Source organism: Inediibacterium massiliense (genome assembly GCF_001282725.1).
Classification (GTDB): domain Bacteria; phylum Bacillota; class Clostridia; order Peptostreptococcales; family Thermotaleaceae; genus Anaerophilus; species Anaerophilus massiliensis.
The window spans coordinates 1,290,531-1,303,924 of sequence record NZ_LN876587.1 but is presented as its reverse complement, the minus strand read 5'-3'; the positions used below and the strand labels follow the sequence as shown (position 1 = coordinate 1,303,924).

The following is a 13,394-nucleotide window of genomic DNA, read 5'->3' as shown; positions in this document are numbered from 1 at the left end:
TAATTTTCTTCCTTATTCTATATTTTCACAAATTCTCAATAATTGTTCCTTATTTTTATAACTTTGCTGAAATGCAACTTATCAACATTTTAAGATGTTAGCATTATGCTAATGTCTTTTCATTTATAGAGGAGGAAAAAGAATGTATAAAGTTAAAATAAAACTTGAAGATAAAAATTTATTACCTAAATATGAAACGCAGGGGTCAGCTGGGATGGATTTACGTGCAGATCTAAAAGAGTCGATTACTATAAAACCAGGACAACGAATGCTTATTCCAACAGGTATAGCTATACAACTTCCTAAAGGATTAGAAGCTCAAGTTCGTGCAAGAAGTGGACTAGCTGTAAAATATGGAATTGGTTTAGTCAATGGAGTAGGAACTATAGATAGTGATTATAGAGGAGAAATTAAAGTTTTACTGATCAATTGGGGAGAGGAAGATTTTTATATTCATCCTAAGGATCGAATTGCTCAATTAGTGATTTGTAAATATGAACAAATTTCATGGGAAGAAGTAGATGTGCTAGAGAATACAAAAAGAGGAACAGGAGGATTTGGACATACAGGGGTTTCAGAGGAATAATATATGCTTTTATAAAATAATATAAACTAAGACTCACAAAACTAAAGGGAAAGGGGAATAAAAATGAGGCTTAGTAAATTAGGAGGAAAAGAGATTGTCAACTTAAATGATGGGGGAAGATTAGGGATTTTAGCAGAATCAGATTTGTTAATTGATGAAAGAAATGGAAAAATTAAAGCTGTATTGGTACCAGATTTTAAAAATCAATTCTCCATTTTTCATGATAAAAATTTTTTGGAAATTCCATGGGATTGTGTAAGAAAAATAGGAAGCGATATGGTTATTATTGAAATGGAGGAGGATCATTTATCAAAGAGAAGATTTCCTCTTTAGTATTTTTATAACTTTTGATAAAATCATTCCCAAAAGACCATTTATATCATAATATAAAATAGAATAGTTGATCAAAATGTGTAGAATATGTTATCAATTTGTGCTAATATATAGGTGGATATATGGTTGGAGGGAAAAATATGGACATTATTATACAAAAATTTGGAGGCACTTCTGTAGCAACAAAAGAATTAAGAGAAACTGTAGCAAAGAAAGTGATAGAAACAAAAAATAGAGGAAAATATCCGATTGTTGTGGTATCTGCTATAGGAAGGAATAAAGATCCTTATGCAACAGATACGTTACTTGAGTTTGCAAGGAATACCTATTATGAAGAAGAGAGCAGAGAGTTAGATCTTTTAATGGCTTGTGGAGAGATTATATCTTCTGTTATGATGGCAAATACTATCAAATCCATGGGATATAAAGGGATTGCCCTTACTGGATATCAAGCTGGTATTATTACAGACAACCATTATGGAGATGCACAGGTATTAAAAGTAGATACAAATCCTATCTATGAATTGTTAAAAAATGATTATATTCCTGTTGTAACAGGCTTTCAGGGGGCCACAGAGAAGGGAGATATTACTACCCTAGGAAGAGGGGGCAGTGATACAACAGCTGCTATTTTAGGCGAAGCTTTTCATGCTAAATTTGTAGAAATCTATACAGATGTAGATGGTGTTATGACGGCTGATCCAAGACTTGTAGCAGAAGCCAAAGTTATTGAAGAAATAGGATATGATGAAATTTATCAAATGGCTGAATATGGTGCAAAGGTAGTTCACCCCAAAGCTGTAATGATTGCAAAGAGAGGAAATATTCCACTTAAAATTAAAAGTACATTGTCTAATGAACCAGGAACTATGATTTTTCATAATGAAACCTATACCAATCCATACAATAAAAATATTTTAGAAGATAAGATTTTGACTGCTATCGCACATAAAAATAATATTGCACAAGTGAATGTATATGTAGAGGATTGTATGGAAAAAAATGAAATACTTATGAATGAATTGACAAGGAATCATATTAGTATAGATTTGATTAATTTTTTTATTGATAAAAAAGTATTTACCATTGAAGAAAAAAATCTTGTAAAAATAGAGAAAGTTCTTAGAGAAAATCATTTTGATTTTCATATTGAAAAAAATTGTAGCAAAATTACAGCTGTAGGTCATAAAATGAGAGGTGTACCAGGAGTGATGGCTAAAATTGTAAAAGCTTTATCTTCTCATCATATAAAAATTTTACAAACCTCAGACTCTCATACGACCATATCTTGTTTAGTAAAAGATATAGATACGCAACGAGCTGTAAATGCTTTGCATAAAGAGTTTCATCTTTTTAAATAAATAATTTTTAATATTCTAAACTACTATATCAAAGGTATAGTAGTTTTTTTGTTCACTAGAAAATTATGTTCTATTGATAAATTTTATTTTCATAATTTCCTAAATGTATTTTAGCAAAGTTTACTTAATAAATCTTTCGAATAAAGACTTTGTTATTGGAAAAAATAATATAAGAAAACAACTATCATTAAGAAAGGCGTGAAAAAATGAAAAATATATATAGTGGAACTGAAATGCCTTCTATTCAGACGGAGCCCAATATACTACCTGATATGAGTCCAAAACTTACTATGGATCCTAAACTTGAGAATATAAAAAATGTAGGGACTCATGAAATTCCTAGTATCCCAAATAATATTCATTATTTAACTATTATTGGTCAAATTGAAGGACATGCTGTAGCACCACCTCAAACCAAATCAACAAAATATGAGCACATTATTCCCCAACTCATAGCAGTAGAAGAAAATCCAAACATTGAAGGCATGATTACAGTTTTAAATACAGTAGGAGGAGATGTAGAAGCAGGGCTTGCTATTGCAGAGATGATTTCTACCATGTCAAAGCCTACAGTATCATTAGTATTAGGAGGTGGACATAGTATAGGAGTGCCATTAGCTACCGCAAGCAATTATTCATTTATTGCTCAAACTGCTACCATGACTATACATCCTATTCGAATGAATGGCCTTGTGATTGGAGTTCCTCAAACTTTTAAGTATTTTCAAAAGATGCAAGAAAGAATTATTCAATTTATTACTAGAACATCTAAAGTGCCTAGAGAAAAAGTTCTGGATTTAATGAATGAGACAGATGAGATTGCAAATGATGTAGGTACGATTCTCATTGGAAAAGAAGCAGTAGAGGTAGGATTGATTGATGAAATAGGGGGATTATATGATGCAATGGAAAAATTAAAAGAATTGATACAAATCAATAAAGCACAAAGAGAAGGGATCCAAAAGAAATTGCAATAGAATAATTTATAAGCATATGTTATAATAGCAATGTTAAAGTGTTAATCATAAGTATTAACACTTTTTATTTTCATTCTATTGGAAGAGTTGTCTTTATTACATGTATTGCTTTAAGGCACAGTTCATCTGTGCTTTTTCTAATCATATATGAATGGGGGAGGGAAAATAAATGGGAAGAAGGAAAAGAACAAGTAAGAAAACTGTTGAGAAGTCTATTTTAAAAAATGAAATTATATCCTTGTTTACTATTTCTATAGGAATACTCATGATGATTAGTTTACAGACAGAGTCAGCAGGAAAATTAGGCAAGTGGATACAATCTATTTTAAAGGGCTTATTATCTTTTCCTGCCTATATATTACCTTATTTTATTGTGTTTTTAGGTGTATTTTCTATGGTTGGAAAATCTATTCATTTTGATCAAAGATCAAAATGTTCTGCACTTGTTCTATACTTAAGCTATGTAATTCTTTATGGAATTTATGGACTCAATGAAGTACCCTCTCAAATGGGACTTGAAAGTATAAAGCTTTTTTATGAGAGGGGAGTTATAGGAAGTGGAGGAGGAGTGATTGGAAGCATATTTGCATCTATAGGGATTAAACTTTTAGGAGTGAATGGAAGTTATGTAGTGGTGGTTACAATCATGATGATTGCCTTTATGATTATGACAAAAATGTCTTTAGTACATTTGCTTAAGAATATAAAACAAATATTTGTGAAGGTGATTTCTTTCATAGGAAAAACTATTTTGGAATTTATTCAAGTGCCAAATGGAGAGAAAAAGCCATCTAAGAAAAAAGATAAATCTACAAAAAAAGTACAAGATGATATAAAATCCGTTGTGAAAGAAAATACAAATTTAGATGAAAAAATAAAAATATTAGATTTTACAAGAGAAGCACAAGATCACATAGATACAAAAAAAGAAGATTTACCTGTAATAGATTTACCTAAAAAAGAATGTGAAAATGAGGAACAAGAAATGGACATTCATATTCAAAATAGTGAAAAAACAGATATTGAATATGAAATACCTTCCTTTGACTTGTTAAAGGATCCTGTTATTACAAATAATAAAAATGATAAAAAAGATATTCTTCATAAAGCAAAAATACTAGAAGAAACTCTTGAAAACTTTGGAGTAGAAGCAAAGGTGGTGCAGGTTAGTAAAGGGCCTACTATTACTAGATATGAAATACAACCAAGTCCAGGTGTAAAGGTAAGTAGAATTGTAAATTTATCTGATGACATTGCCTTAAATCTTGCAGCATCTAATATTCGAATTGAAGCTCCTATTCCAGGAAAAGCTGCTGTAGGAATAGAAATTCCAAATGAAGAAGTATCACCTGTAACCATAAGAGAAGTATTAGAAAGTGAAAAATTTCAAAATAGTTCTTCTAAGTTAACTTTTGTTTTGGGTAAGGATATTGCAGGAAATCCTATTACAGCGGATTTGTCTAAAATGCCCCATATGCTTATAGCGGGAGCAACAGGTTCTGGAAAAAGTGTTTGTATTAATACTTTAATTACAAGTATACTTTATAAAGCTACTCCTGATGAAGTAAAACTTTTGTTAGTAGATCCGAAAGTAGTAGAATTAAATAATTACAATGGAATTCCTCATCTTCTAATTCCCGTTGTTACAGATCCTAAAAAGGCATCTAGTGCATTAAACTGGGCAGTTTCTGAGATGACAAATAGATACAAACAATTTGCAGAAAATAATGTACGAGATATTAATAGCTATAATGAGAAAATGAAAAATGAATGTAAAGATTTATTTCCTAAAGTAGTAATTATCATTGATGAATTAGCAGATCTTATGATGGTAGCCCCAGGTCAAGTAGAGGATTCTATCTGTAGGTTGGCTCAAATGGCTAGGGCTGCTGGAATTCATTTGATTGTCGCAACTCAAAGACCTTCTGTAGATGTAATTACAGGTGTCATTAAAGCAAATATTCCATCTCGTATTGCCTTTGCCGTTTCTTCACAAGCAGATTCTAGAACTATATTAGATATGGGAGGAGCAGAAAAGCTTTTAGGAAAAGGAGATATGCTCTTTTATCCAGTAGGAGAAGCTAAACCTGTAAGAGTACAAGGAGCCTTCATTTCAGACAATGAAGTAGAAAGAATAGTAGAATTTGTAAAAGGCCAGACAAAGGTTCCTGAATACGAAAATGATATTATTGAGAAACTAGAAAATAACATGGTGAGTGAAGAAGAGGTAGATGAATTATTAAAAGATGCAATAGAATTAATCATAGATACTCAACAAGCTTCCATATCCATGCTTCAAAGAAGATTTAGAATAGGATATAATCGAGCGGCAAGATTAATTGATGCTATGGAGGAGAGGGGTATTGTAGGAGAACACGTAGGAAGTAAGCCTAGAGATGTTTTAGTATCTAAAGAAGAATTTGAAGAAATAAAAAATCAATCCATATCATAGAAATAGAGGGATAAAATTGTTTACAGTAATAGACATAAAAGAAGCACTAGCATTAGAAAAAACACTATTTATCGATGTTCGTTCTCCATCTGAATATGAAGATGGAACCATTTTAGGAGCCATAAATATTCCTATATTAGATGACTCAGAAAGAGCTATTATAGGAACCATTTACAAAAAAGAAAGCAAAGACAAAGCAACAGTTACAGGGCTTAATTTAGTATCCCATAAGCTTCCTAACCTTTATGAAACCATAAGAGCATATAGTAAAGAATATGATTATATTATTATATTTTGCTGGAGAGGTGGAATGAGAAGCAGATCTGTATGTAATTTATTAAGTATGTTAGATATTCCTAATATTTATCAATTAAAAGATGGATATAAAGGGTATAGAAGACATGTAATCAATTATTTAGAAAATGATATTTTAAAATATCATTTTATTGTACTTCATGGAGTGACAGGTGTGGGAAAAACCCATATTCTTGAGGAATTAAAAAAAGAAGATATTCCTATATTAAATCTTGAGGAGATGGCTCAAAATAGTGGTTCTGTTTTTGGAGATCTAGTTTTTGAAAAAAAACCTCCATCACAAAAAAACTTTGAATCTTTATTGTTTCATAAGATGCATTCTTTCAAAGAATCTTATATTTTTATTGAAAGTGAAAGTAAGAGAATAGGGAATGTACAAATACCTGATCATTTATATCATCATATGATGCAAAAGTATCATATTCTTATTGAAACCAATCTAGAAAATAGAGTGAATGTGATTTTAAAAGATTATATCCATCATCTAGATCAAAATCATGAAAAAATAAAAAAATCTTTGGATCACTTAAGAAAGAGATTGGGAAATAAATGGGTAGACACGTTGATACAAAAAGTGGATGAAAAAAATTATTCTTATGTGATTGAATATTTAATGAAGCATTATTATGATCCACTTTATAAGTATTCTATTGAACAATATGAATATGATTTAGTTATAGAATATAAATATATAAAAGAAGCAGTAACGAAATTAAAAGAATTTATAAAAAATACATTGAACCATTAGAAGGGAGTACAAAAATGGATTTGAAGGTGTTTATAGAGTCATTAGGATGTTCTAAAAATTTAGTAGATTCAGAAGTAATGATGGGATTATTAAAAGAATATAATTTTATATTAACAAGTGATGCGTACGAGGCAGATGTGATTATTGTCAATACTTGTGGATTTATTGATGCAGCAAAGAAAGAATCTATTGATACAATTATAGAATTAGGAACTCTAAAAAAAGAAGGAAATTGCAAAGTATTAGTAGTTGCAGGATGTTTAGCAGAAAGATATGCAAAAGATTTATTAAAAGAAATTCCAGAAGCAGATGCTGTCATAGGAACAGGAAATTATCCAGAGATTATAAAAGTAATTCATGAAGCTTTACAAGGAGAAAGAATTTTAAAATCAGGAAATATAAATATTGCTATTTCAGAAGACCTTCCTAGGATTTTAAGTACGCCTCATTATACTGGGTATTTAAAAATAGCAGAAGGCTGTGACAATTTATGTACTTATTGTATTATTCCAAAATTAAGAGGGAAATATAGAAGTAGAAAAATTGAGGACATTGTAAATGAAGCAAAAAATATGGTTCAAAATGGTGTAAAAGAGATTATTTTAATTGCTCAAGATACATCTTATTATGGAATAGATTTATATAAAGAATGTAGATTGCCTCAATTATTAAAAGAATTGTGTAAAATAGAAAATTTAAAATGGGTTAGAGTACTATATTGTTATCCTGATAAAATTACAGATGAATTAATAGATGTAATTGCAAAAGAAGATAAAATATGCAAATACTTAGACATTCCTATACAACATTGTAATGATGATATTTTAAAGAAAATGAATAGAAAAACAAATAAAGAACATATTTTAAAAGTTATAAGAAATTTAAGAGAAAATATAAAAGATATCCATATACGTACTTCTTTAATTGTAGGTTTTCCAGGAGAAACAAAGGAACAATTTGAAGAATTAAAGGAATTTGTACAAAATATAGAGTTTGATAGATTAGGGGTATTTACTTATTCTCAAGAGGAGGATACATCAGCAGCAAAATTAAATGATCAAATAGATGAACGTATAAAAGAGCAAAGAAGAGATGAAATTATGAATATACAAAAAGATATTTCATTTCAGAAAAATAGTCATAAAACAGGAAATATTTATGATATACTTGTAGAAGAAAGGGTAGAAGATGAGAATGTATATATTGGAAGAACAGCATATGATGTACCAGAAGTAGATGGTGTTGTTTATTTTTCATCCAATAGAGAGTTAGAAATAGGAGATTTTGTGAAAGTAAGAATAACAGATATATTAGAATATGATTTATTAGGAGAGATCATCAATGAATCTTGCGAATAAATTAACGATTGCTAGAATTTTTCTAGTTCCTTTATTCATGCTTGTACTTTTGAATAAAATTCCTTATGGAATGTATATCGCTGCGGGGATTTTTACTATCGCTGCTCTTACAGATACATTAGATGGTTATATTGCTAGAAGCAGAAATCAAGTCACAAAGTTTGGAAAATTTATGGATCCTTTAGCAGATAAACTATTGGTTACAGCAGCCTTAGTATGTCTCGTACAAATGCATAAGTTACCTGCATGGATTGTGGTTGTGATTATTTCCAGAGAATATACTATTAGTATATTGAGAGCTGTAGCGGCATCAGAAGGAATTGTCATTGCAGCAAGCTGGTGGGGGAAAGCCAAGACTCTTACTCAAATTATTGCAATTGTTGCTATATTATTAAACAATTATCCTTTTAGCCTGATTCATTTTCCGTTTAGTACCATTATGCTATGGGTTGCAGTGATTCTTACTATTGTATCAGGAATAGACTATTTATATCTTAATAGACATGTATTAAAACAATAAAAGCAGCATAGCTGCTTTTATTGTTTATTTAAGAAGGGGGAGATTATATGAGAGCATCTATTATTAGTGTAGGGACAGAAATTTTATTTGGACAAATATTAAATACCAACACACAATATTTAACAAAAAAATTAAATGGGTTGGGAATAGATGTATATTATCATTTTACGGTTGGAGATAACGAAAAAAGATTGGGGGAAATATTAAATTATGCATTAGAGAAGTCCGATCTAATTATTGCTACTGGAGGTCTTGGACCTACTCAAGATGATTTAACAAAAGAAACCATTTCAAAAGTTATGAAAACAAACCTTGTGATCCATGAACCTTCTTATGAAAGACTCATAGATTATTTTAAAAAATCTAATAGATTCATGAATGAAAATAATTTAAAACAGGTATACTTACCAAATGAAAGCATTGTTTTAGAGAATGGTTGTGGAACAGCTCCAGGATTCATTTTATCTAAAGATGAAAAGATGATCACATGTCTACCGGGACCTCCTAAGGAAATGAAGTGTATGTTTGAGAATTATGTCATTCCTTATTTGAAAGAAAGATCTTCTCAAGTGATTCATTCTAGAATATTAAGATTTTTTGGAATTGGAGAATCAGCATTAGAAACTGAATTGTTAGATTTGATATCCAATCAAACCAATCCAACCTTAGCCACTTATGCAAAATCTGGAGAAGTAAGTCTTAGAGTGACAGCAAAAGCAAAGCATATTGAAGAAGCGATTGAAAAAATCAATCCTATTATTACTATGATTCAAAATAAATTAGGAGAATATTTATATAGTTGTAATGATGAAGAATTAGTAGAGGTAGTTGCAAAAAAATTGATGAAAGAAAATCTAACTATTTCTTTTGCGGAATCTTGTACAGGAGGTTTACTTGCAGCTAAACTTACAGATATTCCAGGAATTTCAAGTTCCCTAGAAAGAAGTGTAGTTACTTATAGCAATCAAGCAAAGATAGATGAGTTAGGAGTAAAAAAGGAAACACTAGAAAAATATGGAGCAGTTAGTGAACAGACAGCAAAAGAAATGGCCATAGGATTAAAACAAAGAACGGGTAGTGATTTATGCTTATCTGTAACAGGAATTGCAGGACCTAGTGGAGGAAGTGAAGACAAACCTGTAGGACTTGTATATATTGGACTTTGTTATAAAGATTTAGTTCTTTGTGAAAAACATAATATTTCTGGAGATAGAAATAGAGTAAGAAATTATACAAGTATGCTTGCTTTTAATAAAATTAGAAAAACTATTTCTTAAAAATATACTATTGACCATACAAGAATCATCGTATATAATGAACACAGAACATAAGTTCGACAAAGCGGAAAGGTAGGTGAAACCAGATTTTAAAATCTGGATATATATGGATGAGAAGAAAAAAGCATTAGAGATTGCTATGGGACAAATAGAAAAACAATTTGGTAAAGGATCTATCATGAAGCTAGGGGAAGATACAACTCATTTAAATATAGAATCTATTTCTACTGGATCACTAGATTTAGATATTGCAATAGGAATAGGAGGGATTCCTAGAGGTAGAATTATAGAAATATATGGACCGGAATCTTCAGGAAAAACTACTGTGGCCCTTCATATTATTGCAGAAGCTCAAAAAGCTGGAGGAGTGGCTGCTTTTATAGATGCAGAGCATGCTCTTGATCCTGTTTATGCAAAAAATTTAGGAGTGAATATAGATGAACTTGTTGTGTCTCAGCCAGATACAGGAGAACAAGCATTAGAAATTTGTGAGGCTTTAGTAAGAAGTGGTGCCATTGATGTTATTGTAGTAGATTCTGTTGCTGCATTAGTTCCTAAAGCTGAGATCCAAGGAGAAATGGGGGATTCTCATGTAGGGCTTCAGGCAAGACTTATGTCTCAAGCTTTAAGAAAATTAGCAGGAGTTATTAATAAATCTAATACTTCAGCTATATTTATCAATCAATTGAGAGAAAAAGTAGGAGTGATGTTTGGAAATCCAGAAACTACAACAGGAGGAAGAGCACTTAAGTTTTATGCATCTGTAAGATTAGATGTAAGAAGAATTGAAACCTTAAAACAAGGGGATGAAATGATTGGAAATAGAACAAGAGTAAAAGTGGTAAAAAATAAAGTAGCTCCTCCATTTAAAGTAGCAGAATTTGATATTATGTATGGAACAGGAATATCAAGAGAAGGTAGTGTGCTCGATTGTGCTGTAAAAATAGATATTGTTAAAAAGGCAGGTTCTTGGTATAGCTATGAAGAACACCGCCTCGGACAAGGAAGAGAAAATGCAAAGCAATTTTTGATAGATAACAAAGACATCTGTTTAGAAATTGAAAATCAAATTAGAGAAGCTAATAATTTACCCATTATAAAAAGTAAAGAAGTAGCAGTAGAAAGTGAAGAATAAAACTCCTCTTTGAGGAGTTTTATTCTTTTGTATAATTAGGTAAACTTGGTATGAACATGAAGTTAATTACAACATCAAGGACAAGAATCAGCTTGACAGTGCTTAAAAAAAGATATACAATTATAACAGATATTGGTGTATCTGTACATGAATAAAAAAGAGGCCTAACTAGTATTTTAAATTTTTTGCCCTATAATCACATAGTGGAAGATTTAAAAGCCGAGGTTTCTCGGTTTTGTTATTTGTTTATGTTTAAGCAGGGGAGGTGTTTCAATATTAATCCAATATATACGTTTATTTTTATTGTAGTAGCTTTAGCGGCAGGGATAGGAGCAGGATATTTCGTTCGTAAAAATATTGCAGAAGGTAAATTAAATAATGCAGAAGAAAAAGCAAAAGAAATTGTTGTAGAAGCAGAAAAACAAGCTGAAACTTCTAAAAAAGAGATTTTACTAGAAGCAAAAGAAGAAGTTCATAGATTAAGAAATGAGCTTGAAAGGGAAAGTAGAGAAAGAAGAAATGAAATTCAAAGGCTTGAAAGAAGATTATTGCAAAAAGAAGAAACATTAGATAGAAAATCTGATAATTTAGAGAAAAAAGATGAGACATTAAATAAAAAAATAAGAGAAGCAGCAGAAAAACAAGAGCAAATAGAACAAACCTATCAAAAGCAGCTTGAAGAATTAGAAAGAATCTCAGGGCTTACAAGAGAACAAGCTAGAGAATTGCTTTTAAGTGATACTCAAAAAGAAGTAAAGCATGAAGCTGCTATGATGATTAAAGATATTGAACAAAGAGCAAAAGAAGATGGAGAAAAGAAAGCAAAAGAAATTATAGCATATGCAATACAAAAATGTGCAGCAGACCATGTAGCAGAGACTACTGTTTCTGTAGTAAGTCTTCCAAACGATGAGATGAAAGGAAGAATTATTGGTCGAGAAGGAAGAAATATAAGAACTTTAGAGACACTAACAGGAATTGATCTTATCATTGATGATACACCAGAAGCAGTTATTTTATCAGGATTTGATCCTATTAGAAGAGAAGTAGCTAGAATTGCACTAGAAAAATTAATTGTAGATGGAAGAATCCATCCTGCTAGAATTGAAGAGATGGTTGAAAAAGCTAAAAAAGAAGTGAATAATATTATAAAAGAAGAGGGCGAACAAGCTACTTTTGAAACTGGTGTCCATAGCCTTCATCCAGAATTGGTTAAATTACTAGGCAGATTAAAATATAGGACTAGTTATGGCCAAAATGTATTAAAACATTCTATAGAGGTAGCTCATTTAGCAGGAGTAATGGCTTCTGAGCTAGGAGTAGATGTGAAATTAGCGAAAAGAGCAGGACTTCTTCATGATATTGGAAAGGCAGTAGATCATGAAATAGAAGGAACTCATGTAGATATAGGAATGGAATTACTTAAAAAATATAAAGAGTCTAATGAAGTGATTCATGCCATGTCTACTCATCATGGCGATTATGAACCAGAAACTATTGAAGCTGTTTTAGTAACAGCAGCAGATGCTGTTTCAGCAGCAAGACCAGGAGCAAGAAGAGAGACATTAGAGACATATATTAAACGTCTACAAAAACTTGAAGAAATTGCGAATAATTATGATGGAGTAGAAAAATCCTTTGCAATTCAAGCAGGTAGAGAAATTCGAATTATGGTAAAACCAGAAGAAATGATAGATGAGGATATTATTTATCTTGCAAGAGATATTACTAAAAAAATAGAAGATGAATTAGAGTATCCTGGTCAAATTAAAGTAAATGTAATTAGAGAAACAAGAGCTATTGAATATGCAAAATAAAAGAAGCGAAAGCTTCTTTTTATTTTGTATAAAATTTTTGAAAAAATTTAAAATTTATTGAATAAAAAAAAGGGTTTCATTAACAAATGTAGAATATATTAAGAGAAATATGTTAAATATAACCAAATAAGGGGGCTATAATCATGGAAGTATTAAAAGTGTCAGCAAAATCCAGTCCAAACTCTGTTGCAGGAGCATTAGCTGGGGTCTTAAGAGAACGTGGGGGAGCCGAAATTCAAGCTATTGGTGCAGGTGCTCTAAATCAAGCAGTGAAGGCAGTAGCTATCGCTAGAGGATTCGTTGCTCCTAGTGGTGTTGATTTAATTTGTGTTCCTGCTTTTACAGATATTTTAATTGATGGAGAAGAAAGGACAGCAATCAAGTTGATTGTAGAACCAAGATAGTATAAACAAAAAAAACCTGCTTACGAGCAGGTTTTTTGTAATATAAAAGATAATATGTTTTTGAAAATGATAGATATAATGATAAACTTTTATTCCTTGAGGTATACTATT

The 13,394-nt window shown here is 30.8% G+C and carries 12 protein-coding genes; all 12 read left to right on the top strand.

The genetic code is table 11. The features are described from left to right. Positions 1 to 142 precede the first annotated feature (142 nt). The 12 genes from dut (at position 143) to spoVS (ending at position 13,283) form a co-directional block, all read left to right on the top strand. Positions 143 to 586 carry a dUTP diphosphatase gene (gene dut / locus BN2409_RS14845; RefSeq protein ID WP_053957384.1) on the top strand — a complete coding sequence of 148 codons (444 nt, stop codon included), beginning with the start codon at positions 143 to 145 and terminating at the stop codon, positions 584 to 586. Between the two features lie 63 nt (positions 587 to 649). After that, entirely contained in the window at positions 650 to 919 is a 270-nt protein-coding gene (locus tag BN2409_RS14840; RefSeq protein ID WP_053957383.1) for a YlmC/YmxH family sporulation protein, read from the top strand. Positions 920 to 1,059: 140 nt separating this feature from the next. Then, positions 1,060 to 2,280 carry an aspartate kinase gene (gene dapG / locus BN2409_RS14835; protein ID WP_053957771.1) on the top strand — a complete coding sequence of 407 codons (1,221 nt, stop codon included), beginning with the start codon at positions 1,060 to 1,062 and terminating at the stop codon, positions 2,278 to 2,280. 206 nt (positions 2,281 to 2,486) lie between these two features. Then, positions 2,487 to 3,257, top strand: coding sequence for a ClpP family protease (locus BN2409_RS14830; protein ID WP_330375478.1), 771 nt, complete (start codon positions 2,487 to 2,489; stop codon positions 3,255 to 3,257). 169 nt (positions 3,258 to 3,426) lie between these two features. Next, complete coding sequence (locus BN2409_RS14825; protein ID WP_053957382.1) at positions 3,427 to 5,709, top strand: FtsK/SpoIIIE family DNA translocase; 2,283 nt, start codon at positions 3,427 to 3,429, stop codon at positions 5,707 to 5,709. A 16-nt stretch (positions 5,710 to 5,725) separates the two neighbouring features. After that, on the top strand, positions 5,726 to 6,772 hold the full coding sequence (gene mnmH, locus BN2409_RS14820; protein ID WP_053957381.1) for a tRNA 2-selenouridine(34) synthase MnmH: 1,047 nt from the start codon (positions 5,726 to 5,728) through the stop codon (positions 6,770 to 6,772). 14 nt (positions 6,773 to 6,786) lie between these two features. Beyond that, the gene (gene rimO / locus BN2409_RS14815; RefSeq protein WP_053957380.1) at positions 6,787 to 8,130 is read left to right on the top strand and encodes a 30S ribosomal protein S12 methylthiotransferase RimO; all 1,344 of its coding nucleotides are present in this window, start codon (positions 6,787 to 6,789) and stop codon (positions 8,128 to 8,130) included. Then, positions 8,114 to 8,650 (top strand): CDP-diacylglycerol--glycerol-3-phosphate 3-phosphatidyltransferase, encoded by a 537-nt coding sequence (pgsA, locus tag BN2409_RS14810; protein ID WP_053957379.1) that lies wholly within the window; start codon positions 8,114 to 8,116, stop codon positions 8,648 to 8,650. Before rimO ends, pgsA begins: the two co-directional genes overlap by 17 nt. Positions 8,651 to 8,697: 47 nt before the next feature. After that, positions 8,698 to 9,927, top strand: coding sequence for a competence/damage-inducible protein A (locus BN2409_RS14805; protein ID WP_053957378.1), 1,230 nt, complete (start codon positions 8,698 to 8,700; stop codon positions 9,925 to 9,927). Positions 9,928 to 10,033: 106 nt separating this feature from the next. Then, the gene (gene recA, locus BN2409_RS14800) at positions 10,034 to 11,062 is read left to right on the top strand and encodes a recombinase RecA (RefSeq protein WP_053957769.1); all 1,029 of its coding nucleotides are present in this window, start codon (positions 10,034 to 10,036) and stop codon (positions 11,060 to 11,062) included. A 248-nt stretch (positions 11,063 to 11,310) separates the two neighbouring features. Next, the gene (rny, locus tag BN2409_RS14795) at positions 11,311 to 12,879 is read left to right on the top strand and encodes a ribonuclease Y (protein ID WP_110943215.1); all 1,569 of its coding nucleotides are present in this window, start codon (positions 11,311 to 11,313) and stop codon (positions 12,877 to 12,879) included. A gap of 143 nt (positions 12,880 to 13,022) precedes the next feature. Beyond that, positions 13,023 to 13,283, top strand: a complete 261-nt coding sequence (spoVS, locus tag BN2409_RS14790) for a stage V sporulation protein SpoVS (RefSeq protein WP_053957377.1) — start codon at positions 13,023 to 13,025, stop codon at positions 13,281 to 13,283. Positions 13,284 to 13,394 lie beyond the last annotated feature (111 nt).

Bases quoted from the DNA above. Each gene is read 5' to 3' on its own strand.
- BN2409_RS14830 (WP_330375478.1), top strand. From the start codon at position 2,487: ATGAAAAATATATATAGTGGAACTGAAATGCCTTCTATTCAGACGGAG.
- BN2409_RS14825 (WP_053957382.1), top strand. From the start codon at position 3,427: ATGGGAAGAAGGAAAAGAACAAGTAAGAAAACTGTTGAGAAGTCTATT.
- rimO (WP_053957380.1), top strand. From the start codon at position 6,787: ATGGATTTGAAGGTGTTTATAGAGTCATTAGGATGTTCTAAAAATTTA.
- spoVS (WP_053957377.1), top strand. From the start codon at position 13,023: ATGGAAGTATTAAAAGTGTCAGCAAAATCCAGTCCAAACTCTGTTGCA.
- dapG (WP_053957771.1), top strand. From the start codon at position 1,060: ATGGACATTATTATACAAAAATTTGGAGGCACTTCTGTAGCAACAAAA.
- recA (WP_053957769.1), top strand. From the start codon at position 10,034: ATGGATGAGAAGAAAAAAGCATTAGAGATTGCTATGGGACAAATAGAA.
- BN2409_RS14840 (WP_053957383.1), top strand. From the start codon at position 650: ATGAGGCTTAGTAAATTAGGAGGAAAAGAGATTGTCAACTTAAATGAT.
- rny (WP_110943215.1), top strand. From the start codon at position 11,311: ATGTTTAAGCAGGGGAGGTGTTTCAATATTAATCCAATATATACGTTT.
- pgsA (WP_053957379.1), top strand. From the start codon at position 8,114: ATGAATCTTGCGAATAAATTAACGATTGCTAGAATTTTTCTAGTTCCT.
- dut (WP_053957384.1), top strand. From the start codon at position 143: ATGTATAAAGTTAAAATAAAACTTGAAGATAAAAATTTATTACCTAAA.
- BN2409_RS14805 (WP_053957378.1), top strand. From the start codon at position 8,698: ATGAGAGCATCTATTATTAGTGTAGGGACAGAAATTTTATTTGGACAA.